The 17,890-nt window shown below is 73.1% G+C and carries 21 protein-coding genes; all 21 read right to left on the reverse strand.

Annotation, left to right across the window (positions count from 1 at the left end; all coding sequences use genetic code 11):
- On the reverse strand, positions 1-483 hold a 483-nt coding region (locus tag VKG64_09555; protein HKB25285.1), incomplete at its 3' end, for a DNA mismatch repair protein MutS.
- Between the two features lie 22 nt (positions 484-505).
- Positions 506-991 (reverse strand): HIT domain-containing protein, encoded by a 486-nt coding sequence (locus tag VKG64_09560; protein ID HKB25286.1) that lies wholly within the window; start codon positions 989-991, stop codon positions 506-508.
- A gap of 16 nt (positions 992-1,007) precedes the next feature.
- Positions 1,008-1,283, reverse strand: a complete 276-nt coding sequence (locus tag VKG64_09565; GenBank protein HKB25287.1) for an integration host factor subunit beta — start codon at positions 1,281-1,283, stop codon at positions 1,008-1,010.
- A gap of 284 nt (positions 1,284-1,567) precedes the next feature.
- A complete protein-coding gene (gene sppA, locus VKG64_09570; protein ID HKB25288.1) occupies positions 1,568-2,485 on the reverse strand; it encodes a signal peptide peptidase SppA in 918 nt (305 codons plus the stop codon).
- The gene (locus VKG64_09575; GenBank protein ID HKB25289.1) at positions 2,463-4,184 is read right to left on the reverse strand and encodes a 30S ribosomal protein S1; all 1,722 of its coding nucleotides are present in this window, start codon (positions 4,182-4,184) and stop codon (positions 2,463-2,465) included. The genes sppA and VKG64_09575 overlap by 23 nt, the downstream gene beginning before the upstream one ends.
- A 17-nt stretch (positions 4,185-4,201) precedes the next feature.
- Complete coding sequence (locus VKG64_09580) at positions 4,202-4,855, reverse strand: lysophospholipid acyltransferase family protein (GenBank protein HKB25290.1); 654 nt, start codon at positions 4,853-4,855, stop codon at positions 4,202-4,204.
- Positions 4,837-5,493, reverse strand: a complete 657-nt coding sequence (gene cmk, locus VKG64_09585; protein HKB25291.1) for a (d)CMP kinase — start codon at positions 5,491-5,493, stop codon at positions 4,837-4,839. The genes VKG64_09580 and cmk overlap by 19 nt, the downstream gene beginning before the upstream one ends.
- 13 nt (positions 5,494-5,506) lie before the next feature.
- On the reverse strand, positions 5,507-6,823 hold the full coding sequence (gene aroA, locus VKG64_09590) for a 3-phosphoshikimate 1-carboxyvinyltransferase (protein ID HKB25292.1): 1,317 nt from the start codon (positions 6,821-6,823) through the stop codon (positions 5,507-5,509).
- Positions 6,820-7,668, reverse strand: coding sequence for a prephenate dehydrogenase/arogenate dehydrogenase family protein (locus VKG64_09595; protein ID HKB25293.1), 849 nt, complete (start codon positions 7,666-7,668; stop codon positions 6,820-6,822). Before VKG64_09595 ends, aroA begins: the two co-directional genes overlap by 4 nt.
- Positions 7,665-8,777, reverse strand: coding sequence for a histidinol-phosphate transaminase (gene hisC, locus VKG64_09600; protein HKB25294.1), 1,113 nt, complete (start codon positions 8,775-8,777; stop codon positions 7,665-7,667). The genes VKG64_09595 and hisC overlap by 4 nt, the downstream gene beginning before the upstream one ends.
- A gap of 9 nt (positions 8,778-8,786) precedes the next feature.
- Entirely contained in the window at positions 8,787-9,848 is a 1,062-nt protein-coding gene (gene pheA / locus VKG64_09605) for a prephenate dehydratase (protein ID HKB25295.1), read from the reverse strand.
- Between the two features lie 69 nt (positions 9,849-9,917).
- Complete coding sequence (locus tag VKG64_09610; GenBank protein ID HKB25296.1) at positions 9,918-10,652, reverse strand: pseudouridine synthase; 735 nt, start codon at positions 10,650-10,652, stop codon at positions 9,918-9,920.
- Complete coding sequence (gene scpB, locus VKG64_09615) at positions 10,588-11,187, reverse strand: SMC-Scp complex subunit ScpB (protein ID HKB25297.1); 600 nt, start codon at positions 11,185-11,187, stop codon at positions 10,588-10,590. The genes VKG64_09610 and scpB overlap by 65 nt, the downstream gene beginning before the upstream one ends.
- A complete protein-coding gene (locus tag VKG64_09620) occupies positions 11,171-11,944 on the reverse strand; it encodes a segregation/condensation protein A (GenBank protein ID HKB25298.1) in 774 nt (257 codons plus the stop codon). The genes scpB and VKG64_09620 overlap by 17 nt, the downstream gene beginning before the upstream one ends.
- Positions 11,941-12,930 (reverse strand): tryptophan--tRNA ligase, encoded by a 990-nt coding sequence (trpS, locus tag VKG64_09625; protein ID HKB25299.1) that lies wholly within the window; start codon positions 12,928-12,930, stop codon positions 11,941-11,943. The genes VKG64_09620 and trpS overlap by 4 nt, the downstream gene beginning before the upstream one ends.
- On the reverse strand, positions 12,927-13,679 hold the full coding sequence (locus VKG64_09630; GenBank protein HKB25300.1) for a glycosyltransferase family 2 protein: 753 nt from the start codon (positions 13,677-13,679) through the stop codon (positions 12,927-12,929). The genes trpS and VKG64_09630 overlap by 4 nt, the downstream gene beginning before the upstream one ends.
- Positions 13,676-14,665 carry a lipopolysaccharide heptosyltransferase I gene (gene waaC, locus VKG64_09635; protein ID HKB25301.1) on the reverse strand — a complete coding sequence of 330 codons (990 nt, stop codon included), beginning with the start codon at positions 14,663-14,665 and terminating at the stop codon, positions 13,676-13,678. Before waaC ends, VKG64_09630 begins: the two co-directional genes overlap by 4 nt.
- A complete protein-coding gene (locus VKG64_09640) occupies positions 14,662-15,126 on the reverse strand; it encodes an adenylyltransferase/cytidyltransferase family protein (protein HKB25302.1) in 465 nt (154 codons plus the stop codon). The genes waaC and VKG64_09640 overlap by 4 nt, the downstream gene beginning before the upstream one ends.
- Before the next feature lie 43 nt (positions 15,127-15,169).
- Positions 15,170-16,168 (reverse strand): PfkB family carbohydrate kinase, encoded by a 999-nt coding sequence (locus VKG64_09645; protein HKB25303.1) that lies wholly within the window; start codon positions 16,166-16,168, stop codon positions 15,170-15,172.
- Positions 16,165-16,746 carry an HAD family hydrolase gene (locus VKG64_09650; protein HKB25304.1) on the reverse strand — a complete coding sequence of 194 codons (582 nt, stop codon included), beginning with the start codon at positions 16,744-16,746 and terminating at the stop codon, positions 16,165-16,167. The genes VKG64_09645 and VKG64_09650 overlap by 4 nt, the downstream gene beginning before the upstream one ends.
- A 32-nt stretch (positions 16,747-16,778) precedes the next feature.
- The gene (locus VKG64_09655; protein HKB25305.1) at positions 16,779-17,888 is read right to left on the reverse strand and encodes a glycosyltransferase family 4 protein; all 1,110 of its coding nucleotides are present in this window, start codon (positions 17,886-17,888) and stop codon (positions 16,779-16,781) included.
- Positions 17,889-17,890 lie beyond the last annotated feature (2 nt).

The following is a 17,890-nucleotide window of genomic DNA, read 5'->3' on the forward strand; positions in this document are numbered from 1 at the left end:
CTCGGCGGGCCGGCGCACGAGGACCGCCGCGAGCGTCGCGTCCTCGCGCCCCGCGTCCTCCCCCGCCCAGAACTCGCCGGTCGAGACGTCCACGAGCGCGACGCCCGTCGCCTCGCGGCTCCGCACCACGGCGAGGAGGAAGTTGTTCGCGGCGCCGGCGAGGTACGCCGTGTCGGTGATGGTCCCCGGCGTGATGATCCTCACGACGTCGCGCTTCAGCAGCTTCTTCGCCTGGCCCGGCGCCTCGAGCTGCTCGCACACCGCGATCTTCCGGCCCGCGCGGACGAGCCGCGCGATGTAGCCGTCGGCGGCGTGGTGGGGGATGCCGGCCATCGGCGCGTCCTGCCGCGACGTGAGCGTGATCTGCAGGAGGCGCGACGCCAGCTCGGCGTCCTCGAAGAACATCTCGTAGAAGTCGCCGAGGCGGAACAGCAGCAGGTGGTCGGGGTAGCGGCGCTTGAGGTCCCGATACTGCCGCATCATCGGCGTGGGCTCGCCGGGCCGGTCAGGCAACGAGGCGTCCCCGGAGCCGGTCGTACGTCGCCTCGAGCGCCTCGGGCATGACGCGCACGTCGGCGAAGACCGGCATGAAGTTCGTGTCGCCGCTCCAGCGCGGCACGACGTGGACGTGCAGGTGGTCGGTGATCCCCGCGCCCGCGACCCGGCCCTGGTTCCAGCCGACGTTGAACCCCTCGGCGCGGTACTCGACGGTCAGGAGCGTGATCGCCCTGGCGACGAGCTCCATCATCTCCGCCACTTCGTCCGCCCGCGCCTCGGCGAGCGTGCCCACATGCCGGTTGAGCACGGCCATGAGGTGGCCGGGCGCGTACGGGTAGGCGTTCAGGACCAGGAAGGCGTGCGCGGCCCGGTGGAGGACCAGGTTCTTACGGTCGTCGGGCGCCGCCAGGGCCGAGCAGAACACGCATTCGGAGGGCGGCGCCCCGCCCGCGCCCACGTAGCCCATGCGCCAGGGCGCCCAGAGGCGTTTCACGCCGCCCGAGGCCGGTTCACCCGTTGACGAGCTCTCGCAGCCGCTTGCCCACCTTGAAGAACGGCACCCGCTTCTGGGGGACGTCCACGCTCGTCCCGGTCTTGGGGTTCCGCCCCTTGCGCGAGTTGCGGTGACGGATCCGGAAACTGCCGAAGCCCCTGAGCTCGACCTTGTCGCCCTTCGACAGCGCGTCGGTGATGTTGTCGAAGATCGTGTTGACGATCGTCTCCGTCTCTTTCTTCGTCAGGCTCGAGATCTTCGAGACCTCGTCGATCAGGTCGGCTTTGGTCATCGTCGACTCCGTTCCTTCCGGAGGAATCCACGCCTCCTGGCTTCACGGCAAGCTAGCACGCGAGCGAAAAGAATGTCAAGCAGCACAGGGAGTTAGGCCACATCGCTCGCGGGCACCCAGAGGGGGCCCGGCGCGCCGAGGAAAATCCCACCGTCTCGCGCTGTTGCCGCTTCGGAAGGGCGCCGGCGCCGAGACTAGATCGGGAGCAGAAGGTTCGTGCTGACAGCAGCTTGGAAAGCGGAGCTTCAGAACCTACTCGAGCGATCGGTGGTCAATCGCTGGCCTCAGTCCATCAGGTAGAGCGGCGTTTTGAAGAGCGGCAGTGACCCGCGGAACGCCCCGAACCCGCCGAGGCCGAGCTCGTTCCGCAGGAGATCGATGACCGAGAACTTTCGCCGGGGTCCGACGACCCGCGGAGGCTTCGGGAGCCCCGCGAGCGTCGCGGCGCCCTCGATGGCCTCCTCGAGGCCGCCGAGCGCGTCGACCATCCGGAGGTCCTTGGCCTGGCTGCCGGAGACGATGCGCCCGTCGGCGAAGCGGAGCACGTCGGCGCGCTCGAGCTTGCGCCCCGCCACGACGGCGGCGATGAACTGGCCGTGCACGTCGTCGAGCAGCGCCTGCAGCATGCGCCGCTCGTCGGGCGTCATCGGCCGGGCGAAGCTGCCGATGTCCTTGTACTCCCCCGCCTTGACGATCACGTAGTCCACGCCGACCTTCTTCAGGAGCTCGTGGAGGCTCGCCATCTGCATGATGACGCCGATCGAGCCCGTGAGGGTGCCGGGATCCGCGTAGATCCGGTCGGCGGCGACGGCGACGTAGTAGCCGCCCGATGCCGCCACGGCGCCGAGCGACGCGACCACCGGTTTGCCGGCGTCGTGCACGCGCTTGAGCGCCGCGTGGAGCTCCTGGGTCGGCGCCACGACGCCGCCCGGGCTGTTGATGCGGATCACGACCGCGCGCACCGCCGGGTTGTCGCGATGGCCCCGGAGCTCGCGGATGAGCTCCTCCACGTCCACGATGAGCCCCTCGAGCTCGACGACCGCGACGCGCTCGCCGAAGATCGCCCCGCCCCCGGCGGGGCCGGGCCGCCCGAGCGACGCGAGGGCGACGACGAGGAGGCCGCCCACCCCGAGGTAGACCGCCAGCGCGACCCCGAGCAGGGCCCACCGGCGCCCGGGGCTAGCTCTCGTCTTCGTAGTCATAGTCGTCGCGGGGCTTGCCCTTCTTGCCGCGACGGCCGCGTTCGGTACGCTCGTCCGTCACCTTCGGCGGCTCGATCGCATGGGCCAGCTCCTTGAGGGAGAGCCCGATGCGCCGCTCGTTGGCGTCCACGCGGATCACGAGCAGCGTGAGCTCGTCGCCGACGCTGACGATCTCGTCGGGCCGGCCGATCGGCCGGCTCGACATCTGGGAGATGTGCAGGAGCCCGTCCACGCCCGGCTCGAGCTCGACGAACGCGCCGAAGTCGGTGAGCCGGACGACCTTGCCCGTCACGCGCGAGCCCATCGGGAAGCGCTGCGCCACCGTGGACCACGGGTCGGGCTGGATCTGCTTGAACCCGAGGGAGATGCGCTTGTTCTCGCGATCGAGGTTCAGGATCACGGTTTCGATGTCCTGCCCCTTCTTGAGGATCTCCGACGGGTGGCCGACGCTCCGCGTCCAGGACATGTCGGAGATGTGGAGCAGGCCGTCCACGCCCGGCTCGAGCTCGACGAACGCGCCGAAGTCGGTGAGGTTGCGCACCTTGCCCATGATGCGCGTGCCGGGCTTGTAGCGCTCCTCGATCGTCGCCCACGGATCCGCCTCGACCTGCTTCATGCCGAGCGAGATCCGCTTGCCCGCGCGGTTGACGTCGAGCACGATCACCTCGACCTCGTCGCCGACGTTGACGAGCTTCGAGGGGTGCCGGACGCGCCGCGTCCACGACATCTCGGAGACGTGCACGAGGCCCTCGACGCCGGGCTCGAGCTCGATGAACGCGCCGTAGTTGGTGAGGCTCACGACCCGGCCGCGCGCCTTGGTGCCGGGGGCGTAGGTCTTCTCGACGCGCTCCCACGGGTCCGACGACTTCTGCTTGTAGCCGAGCGACACGCGGCCCGTCTCGCGGTCGAAGTGGAGGACGACGACCTCCACCTGGTCGCCGACCTGGAAGATCTCCGAGGGGTGGCCGACGCGGCCCCAGCTCATGTCGGTCACGTGCAGGAGCCCGTCGATGCCGCCGAGGTCGATGAAGGCGCCGTAGTCGGTGATGTTCTTCACCGTGCCCGTCAGCACCATGCCCTCGGACAGGATCTCGAGCGTGTGCTTCTTCTTCTCCTCGCGCTCCTCCTCCAGCACGGCGCGGCGCGAGAGCACCACGTTGCCGCGCCGGCGGTTGAGCTTGATGACCTTCGCGCGGATGCTCTGGCCGACCATCGCGGCGAGGTTCTTGACCGGCCGGAGGTCCACCTGCGAGCCCGGCAGGAACGCCTTGACCCCCACGTCCACCGCGAGGCCGCCCTTGACGACCTCGACGACCCGGCCCTCCACCGGCAGGCCCTTCTCGTGGGCCTGGGTGATGGCATCCCACACCTTGATCTTGTCGGCCTTGTCCTTCGAGAGGACGATCAGGCCCTCGGAGTCCTCCTTGGCCTCGAGGTACACCTCGATCTCCTCGCCGACCTTGGGCAGCGTCCCGTGGCGATGGAACTCCTCGATGGGGATCGCGCCCTCGCTCTTGTAGCCGACGTCGACGAGCACCTCGCTCGTGCCGACGTGGACGACGCGGCCGCGGACGACCTCGCCCTCCTCGAACTCGCTGGTGACGCCCTCGCGGTACCAGTCCTCCATCCGCTCCTCGGCCGGGTCCTCGGCCTCCTTTCCCGACCCGGCCAGGGTGCTGCGTGGTTCGTCCTTCTTCATGCCTCCGGTTCCTCCAGTCATTGGATTTGTGCGAAGAGCCGCGGCGCCGTCGTCGCCCCCGCCGCCGGGGAATCTCTCAGGCTCGCGATCGCCGCCATCATCTGGCGGCTCGCGGTCTCGTACGTGTGCTTGCGGCCGGCGCCGCGCGGCGCCGCGAAGCGGAGCGGCTCCCCGAACGTCACCCGCACCTTCGCCGGCCGCGGGAGGCGCCGGCCCCGCGGCCAGGCGCGCCCGCTGCCGCTCACGTACACGGGCACCACCGAGGCGCCGCTCATCACGGCCAGCATCCCCGCCCCCGCCTTCGCCGGCCGCAGCGCGCCCTCGTCGCCGCGCGTGCCCTCCGGGAAGATCAGCAGCGCCCCCTCCGCCTCGAGCACGCGCAGCGCGGTGCGCAGCGCCGCCGGATCCGCGCCCTCGCGCCGGATCGGCCGCGCGCCGAGGGCGTGGAGGAGGCGGCCGAAGAGCGGAATGCGGAAGAGCTCCGCCTTCGCCAGGAACGCGAGCCGTCGCGGGCAGGTGCTCCCCACCAGCGGCGGGTCGAGGAAGCTCGAGTGGTTCGCGACGAGCAGGAGCGGGCCCGCCCCGGGCACGCGCTCCGGGTGCACCACCTCGAGCCGGAACAGGAGGCGCAGGAGCGCCCGCGCGACCGGCTTCACCGCCCGGTAGAGCATTTGCGCTCGACCTCCGCGAGCATCCGCTCGACCACCTCGTCCATCGTGAGGTCCGACGTGTCCAGCTCGATCGCGCCCGGCGCCCGCCGGAGCGGCGCGAGGGCGCGCGTCGTGTCCTGCTCGTCGCGCGCGCGCAGCTCCTCGCGCACCGCGCCGAGCGGCCGCGACACGCCCCGGGCGATCAGCTCGGCGTGCCGCCGGCGCGCCCGCGCCTCGAGCGACGCGGTCAGGAAGAACTTCACCTCGGCCTCCGGCCACACGACCGTGCCCGTGTCGCGGCCCTCGAGGATGGCGCCGCCCCCGGCGGCCTCCCGCCGCTGCAGCGGCGTGACCTTCTCGCGCACGACCGGGAGCATCGTGAGGAGCGACGTCGCCTGCGCAACCTCCTGGCTCTGGACCTCGGCCGTCACGTCCACGCCGTTCAGCAGCACCCGCCCGTCGGCCATCCGGACCTCGACGGACGCGAGGTAGGCCGAGAGCTCGGGCCCCTCGTGGCGCGGCGCCCCGTCCCGGAGGACGCCGAACGCGACCGCGCGGTACATCATGCCCGTCGGCACGAGCTTGTAGCCCAGGCGCCGGGCGAGCAGCCGCGCCGCCGTGCTCTTGCCCGCGCCGGCCGGACCATCGATCGTGATCACCGGCTCCCTCGCACTACTCATCCTCCGCGACCACGGCCTGCGTCCCCGCGAGCGCGTTGAGCGTCTCGGCGAACTGGGGGAACGACGTCGCCACGCACGCCGTGTCGTCCACCAGCGTCTCCCCGTCGGCCACCAGCCCCGCGACGGCGAGCGCCATGGCCATGCGGTGGTCACCGCCGCTCGACACCCGGGCGCCGCGGAAGCGCTGCGGGCCCGCGATCGCCATGCCGTCGGGCCGCTCCTCGACGCGGACGCCCATCTTGCCGAGCTCGCGCGCGAGCATCGCGATCCGGTCCGACTCCTTCACGCGCAGCTCCGCCGCGTCGGTGATGGTCGTGACCCCGCGCGCGACCGCCGCCGCCACGGCGAGCGCCGGGACCTCGTCGATGAGCCGCGGCACGAGCGCGCCGCCGATCGCCGTCGCCCGGAGCGGGGAGGCGCCCACCGTGAGGCTCGCCGCGGGCTCGCCCTCGTCGCCCGCGGCGCCGCGCGCGCCCTCGAGCCGCGCGCCCATCGCCTCGAGGACGTCGAGCACGCCGGTGCGCGTCGGGTTCACGCCCACGCCCGCGACGGTCACGCGCCCGGCGCCGACGATCGCGCCGGCCACCAGGAGAAAGGCCGCCGACGAGACGTCCCCCGGCACGTGCACGGTCGTCGCGGCGAGCTCGCCCGGCGTGAGCGTCACCGTCGTGCCCTCGACGGAGAGCCGCGCGCCGAACCGGCGGAGCATGCGCTCCGAGTGGTCGCGCGACCGCGCGGGCTCGGTGACCGAGACCGGCCCGTCGGCGTAGAGCCCGGCGAGCAGGATCGCCGACTTCACCTGCGCCGACGCCACCGGCGAGACGTAGGCGAGCGCCCGGAGCCGCCGCAGCCCCTTGATCGCCAGCGGCAGGCGCGTCGCGTCCTTGCGCCCGACGAGCGTCGCGCCCATCCGCGCGAGCGGTTCGGCGACGCGACCCATCGGCCGGCGCCTGAGCGACTCGTCGCCCGTCAGCATCGTCCAGAACGGCTGACCCGCGAGCACGCCGAGCAGGAGCCGCGCGCTCGTGCCGGAGTTGCCGCAGTCCACGACGTCGCCGGGCTCCTGGAGGCCATGGAGCCCCGCACCGACGATCCGGTAGTGCCCGGGCCCCTTCCGGGTGACGTCGGCGCCGAGCGCCTGGACGGCGGCGATCGTCCGGAGGCAGTCCTCCGCCTCGAGGTAGCCGTGCACCTCCGTCGCCCCGTCGGCGAGCGCCCCGAGGAGCGCCGCCCGGTGGGAGATCGACTTGTCGCCCGGCACCTGCGCCGTGCCCTCGAGGCGCGTCACCGGGCGCACGCGGAACCTCACCGGAGCGCCTCCCGCGCGGCCTTGACGCGCGCGAGCCGCGCGCGGAGCTCGTCGCGGGAGCCCCCCGCGATCGCGCGCGCGAGCTCGTCGAGCGCCCGGCGGAAGGCGTCGAGGCTCCGCCCGACCGCCTCGCGGTTCGCGACGAAGATGTCGGCCCACATGTCCGGATCGGACGCCGCGATCCGCGTCATGTCCTTGAAGCCCCGCGCGGCGAACCCGAGCGCCTCCGGCGCCGAGCGCGCGACCGCATCCATCAGCGCGTCGGCGACCGCGTGCGGCAGGTGGCTGATCGCGGCGACCGCGGCGTCGTGCGCCTCCGGCTCGAGCGCGTCGACGCGGGCGCCCAGCGCCTCCCAGAACCCCGTCACGGCCTTGAGCGCCCGCGGCTCGGTCCGATCGGTGGGCGTCACGAGCACGAGCGCGCCCTGGAAGAGGTCGGGGCGCGCCACGCCGTAGCCGCTCTTCTCCGAGCCGGCCATGGGGTGGCTGCCCACGAACGCGAGCGGTCGCCCCGCGGCGAGCCCCTCGGCGCGGCGGACGATGGCCGCCTTCGTGGAGCCCACGTCGGTCAGCGTCGCGCCGTCGGCCGCCGCGCGCCAGACGCGCTCGAGCAGGGCCTCGATCGCCAGCACCGGCGCGGCGAGCAGGACGAAGTCGGCGCCGCCCACCCCCGCCTCGAGGTCGGTGGTGACGCGGTCGATCGCCCCGTCGCGCAGCGCCGCCTCGAGGCGCGCGCGGTCGCGGCCCACGCCCACGATCGAGCGCGCGAGCGCGCCGGCCCGGGCCGCCTTGGCGACCGAGCCTCCGAGCAGGCCCACGCCGACGATCGCGAGCGTCCGGATCACGCGGGTCGCTTCCCCAGCACGGCCTGGAGCGCCTTCACGAGCTTGCGGTTCTCCTCCGGGGTCCCGACGGTGATGCGGAGCGCGGTCTCCATCCCGAAGGGCGTCAGCGGGCGCACGATCACGCCGTGCTGGAGGAGCTTCTGGAAGATGTCCGCGGCGCTCCGCCCGACGTCCACGAGGATGAAGTTCGCGCGCGAGGGCACGTAGGAGACGCCCAGGTTCTTGAACTCGTCGTAGAGGTAGTGGCGCCCGGCCTCGATCATCCGGACGCACTCCATGATGTGCGCCTCGTCCTCGAGCGCCGCGAGCCCCGCCGCCTGCGCGAGCGAGTTGACGTTGAAGGGCTGGCGGATGCGGTTCATGAGCGAGATCGCGTCCGCGTCCGCGACGCCGTAGCCGACGCGCAGCCCGGCGAGGCTCGCGGCCTTCGAGAAGGTCCGGAGGACGATCACCTTGCGGCCCTGCTTCACGTACTGGAGCACCTCCGGGAAGTCGGGGCCGAGCGCGAACTCGATGTAGGCCTCGTCGAAGACGACGATCGTGCGCTCGGGCACCCGCGCCATGAAGTGCTCGACCTCGTCGGCCGTGACGATCGTGGCCGTCGGATTGTTCGGGTTCGCGATGAACACGAGCTTCGTCATCGGCGTCATCGCGCGCGCCATGGCCTCGAGGTCGAGCCGGTACTCCTTGAGCATGACCATGACGCGGACGCCCCCGGCCGCCTGGACGATCATCGGGTAGACGACGAACGACGGGTGCGGCATGACCGCCTCGTCGCCCGGCCGCAGGAACGCGCGCACGAGCAGCTCGATCAGCTCGTTCGAGCCGTTGCCGAGCACGATCTGCTCGGGCATGAAGCCGTGCTTCTTGGCGAGCGCCTGGCGGAGGTAGAAACCGCTGCCGTCCGGATAGCGGTTGCCGTGGTGCAGCACCGCGAGGATCGCCTTCTGCACGCGGTCGGAGGGCGGCAGCGGGTTCTCGTTCGAGGCGAGCTTGATCGCGTCCGGGATGCCGAACTCGCGCTCGAGCTCCTCGATGGGCTTGCCGGGCTCGTAGGGCGCGATCCCCAGGATGTGTTCGTTCGCGAGGGATTCCCACTGCGTAGGCATGCTCTCTCCTTATGCGGCCGGGTAGGACCCGAGGATCTTCAGGTGGAGGGTCCGCTCCCCGACCTCACGCAGCACCGACGCGACGCCGGGGGTGTCGCGGTGCCCTTCGAGGTCGACGAAGATGACGTACTCCCAGGGCCCCTGCTTGGCCGGGCGCGACTCGATCTTGGTGAGGTTGATCCCCGCCCGGGCGAGCGGCTCGAGGATCCGGTAGAGCGCGCCGGGCTCGTTGCGCATCGCGAAGAGGATCGTCGTCTTGTCGCGGCCGGTCGGCGCCACCGACTGCCGCCCGACGACGAGGAAGCGCGTCGTGTTGTGCGGGTTGTCCTCGACGCGCGAGCGGAGGACCGGCACGCCGTAGAGCCGCGCGGCGAGCTCCGAGGCGATCGCCGCGACGGCCGGGTCGGTCGCGGCCAGCTCCGCGGCGGCGGCGGTGGACAGTGTCTCCTCGGTCACCACGTCGGGCAGGTGCTCGCCGAGCCAGCCGCGGCACTGCGCGAGCGCCTGGGGGTGCGAAGCGACGCGCTTGATCTCGCCGAGGTCCGCCGCCCGCGACAGGAGCTGCTGGGCGATCTCGAGCCGGAGCTCGCCGCAGATCAGGACCTCCGACACGCTCAGCCGGTCGAGGGTGATGTTGACCGCGCCCTCCGTGCTGTTCTCCACCGGCACGACGCCGTAGTCCGCCCGCCCCCGCGCCACGTCGTCGAAGACCTCGCCGATGGAGCGCGCGGGGCGGCAGCCCGCGCCCGCGCCGAAGTGCTGGAGCGCGGCCAGGTGGGTAAAGGTCGCCTGCGGCCCGAGGTAGGCCACCGTGAGCTCGGCCTCGAGCGCCCGGCAGGCGGCCAGGATCTCGCGCCAGATGGCGCCGACGGCCTCGGGGGTGAGCGGGCGGGCGCTCGCCGCCGTCAGGCGGCGCAGGATCTCGACTTCACGCTCCGGGACATAGGACGGCGCGTCCTGACGTCGTTTGAGGTCTCCGATCTGGCGGGCGGCCTCGGCGCGTTGGGTAAGGAGCTTGAGGATTTGGTCGTCGAGGTCATTGATCCTGGAACGCCAATCGTCCAGGTTCATAGAAACTCCTGCGAACCGAGCTCGAATCGTATCCCGGGATTATAGGCCCACGCGTCTGGCAAGAGCAAGTCAGGGGCGCCGGGGCTCGGCCACGGCCGCGCGCAGCGCCCGCACCTCGCGCGGCGTCAGGCGGCGCGAGGCGCCGGGCCGGAGGTCGCCGAGCCCGATCGGCCCGAAGGCGACGCGCCGGAGCCGCGCGACCCGGTGGCCCAGGGCCTCGCAATAGCGCTTCACCTCGTGCTTGCGGCCCTCGGTGAACGTGAGCCTCATCCGGCTCGCCCGCGCGGACGCCCCGAGGAGCTCCACGGCGAGCGGCGTCGCGGGCCCGTCGGCGAGCGCGACGCCACGACGCCAGCGTTCGAGGTCGGCCCGCCCCACCCGCCCTTCCACCAGGGCCTCGTAGACGCGCGGGAGCTCGTAGCGGGGGTGAAGGAGGCGATGCGTGAGCGGCCCGTCGTTCGTCAGGAGGAGTGCGCCCTCGACGTCCCAGTCGAGGCGGCCGACCGGGTAGAGCCGGACGCCCGCCGGTACCAGGTCGGTGACCACCGGGCGGCCCTGCGGGTCGGAGCGCGTCGTGACGTACCCGCGGGGCTTGTGGAGCAGCACGTACGCGCGGGACTCGGCGGGCGGGAGCGGGCGCCCGTCGACGGTGATGACGTCGGTCTCGGGATCGGCGAGCGTGGCTGGGCTCGCCAGGACCACGCCGTTGACCGCGACGTGGCCCTCGGCGATCAGGCGGTCACCCCCCCGCCGGGACGTCAGCCCCGCCTGCGCCAGGATCTTGTTGAGTCGGAGCTTCGCCATGCTCGGCGACCGCGGCGAGCTCCGGCACGACCAGCTCACCCTCGACCCTCGGCAGGTCGCCGAGGTCGCGGAGGCCGAACGCGACCATGAACTCGCGCGTCGTTTCGAAGAGGTACGGCCGCCCGGGGGCGTCCTTGCGCCCGGCGATGCGGACGAGCCGCCGCTCGAGGAGGTTCTCGAGGACCGCCTCGGAGTTGACGCCGCGGATCGCGTCCACCTCGGGCCGCGACACCGGCTGCTTGTAGGCGATGATCGCGAGCGTCTCGAGCGCGGGCCGCGACAGGCGCTGCTTCGTCCGCGCGCGCGCGAGCTTGACGAGCCAGGGGGCGAGCTCGGGCCGCGTCACCATGCGGTAGCCGCCGCCCACCTCGACGATCATGAGGCCGCGCTCCTGATAGCGCAGGCGTAGCTCCTCGACCAGCCCGCGCGCGGCCTGCGCGCTCTCGAGGTCGAGCACGTCGCGGATGCGCTCCGCTTCCAGCGGCGTGTCGGACGCGAACAGCAGGGCTTCGACGACGTCAACTGGCGTCGGCATGGGTCTCCCCGTTCTGGCGTTCGATCACGATTTCCCCGAAGAGCTCGCTCTGCTGCGTCTTGATCTTCCCGAGGCGCACGAGCTCGAGCACGGCCAGGAGCGTGACGACGATCTCCGAGCGCTGGCGCTCGCCGCCCGCGAGCGACGAGAACAGCAGCGACCACGTGTCGCGGAGCAGCACCAGGATCTCGGCCATCCGCTCGAGGATCGAGGGCGGGTTCGGCTCGATCTCGCGGGGCTTCCGCCGGAGCTGCTCCTCGATCAGCCGGCGCACGGCGCGCTCGAGGAGGTGAACCGAGAGGTCCTCGAGCGGCACATCCTCGGGCAGCGGCAGGGTGCTCGACGGCCGCCCCCACACGAGCGCCTGCTCGGTCTCGCGCTCCGCGAGCCGGGCGCCGAGCGCCTTCACGTGCGCATACTCGCGGAGGCGCTCCTCCAGCTCGAGGCGCAGCGCCTCGCCCTCCTCGTCGAGGACCTCGGCGGCGGTCTCGTCGGGGGGCACCAGCAGCTTCGACTTGAGGTAGATGAGCGTCGCCGCCATCACGAGCCAGCCGCCCGCGATCTCGAGGTCGCGGAACTCCAGGGCCTCGAGGTGGGCGAGGTACTGGTCGGTGATCGTCCGCACCGGCAGGCGCGCGAGGTCGATCTCGTTGGTGCGGCAGAGGTGGAGCAGGAGGTCGAACGGGCCCTCGAACTCCCCCACGCGCAGCGTCAGATCGCGGCCGGCGTCGAGCGTAGGCGCCTCCTCCGCGCTCATGGCAGTAGGCCCACGGCGGCGCGGACCTCGCCCATCGTCGTCTGGGCGACCGCGCGCGCGCGTTTGGAGCCCTCGTAGAGGATCTCTTTGATCGCGTCCGGCTTCTCGGCGTAGGCCTGCCGCCGCGCGCGGATCTTCTCGAGCGGCGGGAGCATGTGCTTGAGCAGCACGTCCTTGCAGTCGAGGCAGCCGATGGCCGCCGTCCGGCAGCCCGTCGCGCAGTACTCGCGGTCGGCCGACGGCGTGAAGATCTTGTGGAGGTCGAAGACGGGACAGATGTCGGGATTGCCGGGATCGGTGCGCCGCTTGCGCGCGGGGTCGGTGACCATCGGCTTGACCTTCCGCGCGATCTCCTCGGGTGGATCCGAGAGGAGGATCGCGTTGCCGAGGGATTTCGACATCTTCCGCCCGTCCGTGCCCGGAACCTTCGGGATCTCCGTCAGCTTCGCGTCCGGCTCGGGGAAGACCGGCTTGAAGGCGTGGTTGAACCGCCGCGCCACCTCACGGGTCAGCTCGACGTGCGGGACCTGATCGATGCCGACGGGTACCCAGCGCGGCTTGTACATGAGGATGTCCGCCGCCTGAAGGAGCGGGTAGCCGAGCAGCCCGTACGAGGGCGACGCGATCCCCTGCTGCTCGATCCGCTCCTTGTAGGTCGGCACGCGCTCGAGCCACGCCACCGGCGTGACCATCGAGAACAGCAGGTGGAGCTCCGCGTGCTCGGGCACGAGGGACTGGATGAACAGCGTCGAGCGCTCCGGGTCCAGCCCCGCCCCGAGCCAGTCTGCGAGCATCTCGACCGTGTCTCCCGGGACGGTCGACGTGTCCGTGTCGTCGGTGAGCGCGTGCCAGTCGGCCGCGAAGTAATAGCAGTCGTAAGCGTCCTGCAGGCCCACCCAGTTCTTCAGCGCCCCGAGATAGTTGCCGAGATGGATCTTCCCCGAGGGGCGCATGCCGGACAGCACACGTTCCTTCGCCTTGGTCATCCGAGCCTCGTCCTCTCCCAGACCTTCGCCGAACGGATGAACACATAGTACGCGTAGAGCACCGCGAGAAGGAAGCCTCGCCAGCCGTCGAGGAACCCCCCGCGGGCGACGTACATGGAGAGGAACCGCCCGGCCGGCCGGAGGACGAGGTCCCCCACCCGCGCGCGGCGCCCGCTCCGGACCCAGTCCTCGGCCGCGAGCGTCGAGTAGCGGTCGGCGCGCGCCACGAAGTGGGCGAGGTCGCGGTAGCTCCGGTGGACGAGGGGCGCCTGGAGGCGCCCGACCCGCCCCGTGACCTCGACCGACTCGTGAACGGCGCGCTCGACGAAGCGGCCCCGGCCGCGCTGGAACAGGCGGAGCTGCCAGTCGGGATAGAGGCCGCCGTGGCGCATGGAGCGCCCCCACATGACGTTCCGGCGGGGGATCCGGTAGCCCGCGCACGGCGCCTCACCCGCGACCGTGGCGAGGATCTCGTCCCGGAGCTCGCGCGGGACCTCCTCGTCGGCGTCCAGGGAGAGGACCCAGTCGCCGGTCGCCTGGGCCAGGCCGAAGTTCTTCTGGGCGGCGAAGCCGGGCCAGGGCCGGACGATGACCCGGTCGGTGAACTCGCGCGCGACCTCGACGGTCTTGTCGGTGGACTCGGCGTCCACGACCACGAGCTCGTCGGCCCACACGGCGCTCTCGAGGCACGCGCGCAGCCGCTCCTCCTCGTCGAGCGTGACCACGACCACCGAGACCCGCGGCCTCACGGGCCCAGCGCCTCCGCGACCGCCTCGAAGACCGGCGCCACGGCGAGGGACGGAAGCCGCCCGTCCGGGCTCTCGAGCGCCCGCTGGCGCCAGGGCCCGTTCCGCTCGGCCGACGTGGGCCCGTAGAGCCCCACGCAGGGCACGCCGAGCGCCGCGGCCACGTGAAGCGGTCCGGTGTCGCCCGCGACGACCACGCTCGCGCGGCGGAGGACCGCGATCAGCGCGTCGAGGTCGGTGGGCGGCGCCAGCGCCAGGCGGCCACCGGCCACCGCCTCGGCGAGCGCCCGCTCCTCCGGTCCCCAGACGACGAGCACCCGCGCGCCCGCCTCGGTGGTGAGCCGGCCCCCGAGGTCGCGGAACCGCTCGGCGGGCCAGCGCTTGTCGGCCCTCCCCGCCCCCGGGTTCAGGACGACGAGGCGGTCGCGCGGCTTCAAGCCGGCCGCCGCCAGGAGCTCGTCCGCCCGTGCCTCGGCGGCGGCGTCGCACGGCAGCGGGAACTCGACGCGCGCGCCCGACACCCCGAGCGGCTCGAGCAGAGCGAGGCACTGCTCCACGACGTGCCGCGCGGCGGCCGGCGGCGTCACGCGGTGGTTGGTGAAGAGCGCGGCGAGCGGCTCCCGGCAGCGCCTCGCCGCGAGGCCGATGCGGAGGGGCGCCCGGGTCGCCGCCGCGAGCACGCCGCTCTTCACGAGGCCCTGGAGGTCCACCGCGACGTCGAAGCGCGCGGCGGCGAGGTGGCGCCGGAGCTCGGCAAGCTCCCCCGCGGCGCGCGCCGCGCCGAGCGGCGTGCGCACCCGCCGCCAGCCGCGCGTGTCCACGGGGACGACCTCGTCGAGCGCCGGGTTCCCCCGGAGCACGGCGGCCTCGTGCCGCTCGACGATCCACGCGAGGCGCGCGCGCGGGAAGCGCGCGCGGAGCGCCCCGGCGGCGGGCAGCGCGTGCACCACGTCGCCGAGCGAGGAGAGCTTGACCAGGGCGATGTTCACCTGAACCGCCCGACGATGCGCGCGATGAGGTCGCGCGTGGAATGGTCCTTCGGGTCGCCGACGACCGCGACGCGGCCGCCGACCTTCCGCACGGTCGCCGCTTCGGGTACTGCGGCCTGCGTGTAGTCGGTGCCCTTGGCGTGGACGTCGGGGCGGATCCGCTCGATCAGCCGGTCGGCGCGCTCGTCGTCGAAGACGACGACGTGGTCCACGTGGCGGAGCGCCAGGAGCATCTCGGCGCGCTCCGCGGCGGGCATGAGGGGGCGGCCCGGGCCCTTCAGGCGCGCCACCGTCGGGTCGGAGTTGAGGCCGACGAAGAGCACGTCGCCCAGGCGCCGGGCGGCGGCGAGGTACCGGACGTGGCCGACGTGGAGGAGGTCGAAGCAGCCGTTGGCGAGGACGATGCGCTTTCCCTCGGCCCGAAGCCGCTCGGCGAGCGCCGCGGCCTCGTCCAGGGTCACGGGCTCGCCTCGCTGCCGAGCAGCTCAGCTCGCACTGCTCCCGTCACAGACCCAGGGCCTTCCGGAGCTCGTCGCGCGGGACCGTCGCCGTCCCGCGCTTCATGACGACGAGGCCGCCGGCGACGTTGGCGAGCGCGGCCGCGTCCGCGGGCGCGGCCCGGCACGCGAGCGCGAGCGTGAACGTGCCGATCACCGTGTCGCCCGCGCCGGTCACGTCGGCGATCTCGTCGGTGCCGTGGATCGGGATGAAGGTCGTGGCCCCGTCGCGCTCGAGGAGGGCCATGCCCTGGCTCCCGCGCGTGACGAGGAGCAGCCGCGCGTCCAGGCGCTCGAGGAGCTGGCGGCCCGCCTTCTCCACGCCCCGCTCGTCGTCGGCGGGCATCCCGGTGAGCTGCTCGAGCTCGGCCTCGTTGGGCGTGGCCGCGGTGACGCCGGTGAAGCGCGGGAGCTGGTAGCGGCTGTCCACGCTGACGACCGCGCCGGTCCGGCGCGCCGCCGCCCGGACGCCCTCGAAGACGCGCGGCGTGAGCGTGCCGTACCCGTAGTCGGAGACGAGGATCGCGTCGGCGCGCGCGCCCAGCGTGGCGAGGCGCCCGAGCAGCGCGTCCTCGGTCACGGGCGTGAGCTCGCTGGCGGGCTCGCGGTCGAGGCGCACCACCTGCTGACGCGTGGACTGGTAGCCGCCCGCCATGACGCGCGTCTTCACGGGGGTCGTCCGGCCGGCCTCGGCGACGATCCCGTCGGTCGGCATCCCGGCCGCGCGGAAGAGCGCGGCCAGCTCGTCGCCGGCGGCGTCCCGCCCGACGACGCCGAGCGGGACGACGCGCGCGCCGAGCGCCTGGACGTTGTGGGCGGCGTTCGCCGCGCCGCCCAGCAGCACCTCACGCTGGGCGAAGCGCAGGATCAGCACCGGGGCCTCGCGCGAGATGCGCGCGGGCTTGCCGAAGAGGTACTCGTCCTCGATCAGGTCGCCGACGACGACGACGGTGCGCGCGCCGAAGCCGTCGATCGCCGCGCGCATGCCGGCCGTCACGTCCGTCACGCCCGGCGCCTCGCGAGCACCCACTCGACCGCGTCGAGCAGGTCCGGCGCGACGTGGTCGGGCTCGAGGGGAAAGCGCGCGCGCCGGTACTCCCACTCGCCGAGGCCGTAGCCCGTGAGCACGAGCACCGCCGCGGCGCCGACGGCGCGCGCCGCGACGAGGTCGGACGGCCTGTCGCTCACGAGCGTCGAGCGGGTGAGGTCGAGGCCGTGGTCGGCGGCGGCGCGGTGGAGAAGCCCGGGCTTCGGCTTGCGGCAGTCGCAGTCGAGCCGGTAGGGCGGCTCGCCCTCGGTCGGGTGATGCGGGCAGACGTAGATCGCGTCGAGGTGCGCGCCCTCGGCCTTGAGCTGAGCGACGAGCGCCGCGTTCACCGCCTGGAGGACTTCCTCGGAGAAGTAGCCGCGCGCGACCCCCGCCTGGTTGGTGACGACGATCGCGGCGACACCCACCTCGTTCAGGCGGCGGATCGCTCGGGCCGAGCGTGGCAGGAGTCGGAGCCGCCGCGGGTGGTTGACGTACCCGACTTCCTCGGTCAGGGTGCCGTCACGATCCAGGAACACCGCGGGCCGCGACACCACGCTCCGAGTCTAAGCCGGACGCCGCGGATTTCTCAAGAAGAATCCCACTTTGCGCCCCGGAACCGATTGTAAATCCGCACGAAACCCTCGACCTGCGCCGCGAAGGTGAAGGGCTCGGCCGACGCGCGCGCGGCCTCGGACAGCTCCCGTGCGGGCATCGCGCGCAGCCGTGCGAGCGCCGAGGTCAGCGCGGCGGGGCTCCGAGGATCGACGACCGCGCCGTTCGAGCCTTCGCGAATGACCTCGGCCCCGCCCGCCGCGGCGCTGGCGACGACCGGGACGCCGGAGGCGAGCGCTTCGAGGTGGACGTTGCCGAAGGGCTCGTAGCGGCTCGGCAGCGCGACCACGTCGGCGGCCGCGTACCACCGCTCGGCGTCCTCCCGCGGGTCGAGCCAGACGATCCGCTCGGCGATCCCGAGCTTGCCGGCGACGGCCCGCGACGGCGCCGCGTCGCCCCGGCCGATGACGAGCAGACGGCTGGTCCGGTCGGGAAAGGCGCCGAAGGCCTCCACGAGCGTCGCGAGTCCCTTGCGCTCGAAGCCGCTCCCCATGAAGAGCACGGTCCAGGCGTCGCGCGGAATTCCCGCCTCGTCGCGCGCCGCCGCGCGATGGGCCGCGCGGTTCCGCGGATGGAATCGCGCGAGGTCCACGCCGTTGTAGACGACCGAGAGGCGCGCCGGCGCCACCGCGTACAGCGCCGCGATCTCGGCGGCCCCGCGCCTGGCGATCGCGACGACCTCGGGCGTCCGGGCGAACACGCGACGCTCGAGGCCGAGGACGATGCGGTGGTAGAGCCCGCGCGCGCGCCGGCCCTCGAGGCTCGCGAGGTAGCCGCGGTGGCAGCCCTCCCCCGCGCGGTAGACGTCCTGGCGGAGCGTGCGCTCGTGGCTCTGGACGACGTCCCACGCGCCGCGCGCCACGGCGACGCGCGCCGCCGCGGCGAGGGCGAGGGCACGCGCCGCCGCCGGGAGCGGCGGCAGCGGGAGCGCGTGGTGCGTCACGCCCGGCACCCGATACCGGCCGCCGGGGGTCAAGAGGTGCACGTCGTACCCGTGCTCGACGAGCGCCCGGACGAGGCCGGCGGTCGCCCGCTCGACGCCGCCGTGGAAGACGAAGGGCCGCGCGATGACGAGGAGCTTCATTG

This window comes from Candidatus Methylomirabilota bacterium, from assembly GCA_035260325.1.
GTDB lineage: Bacteria > Methylomirabilota > Methylomirabilia > Rokubacteriales > CSP1-6 > AR19.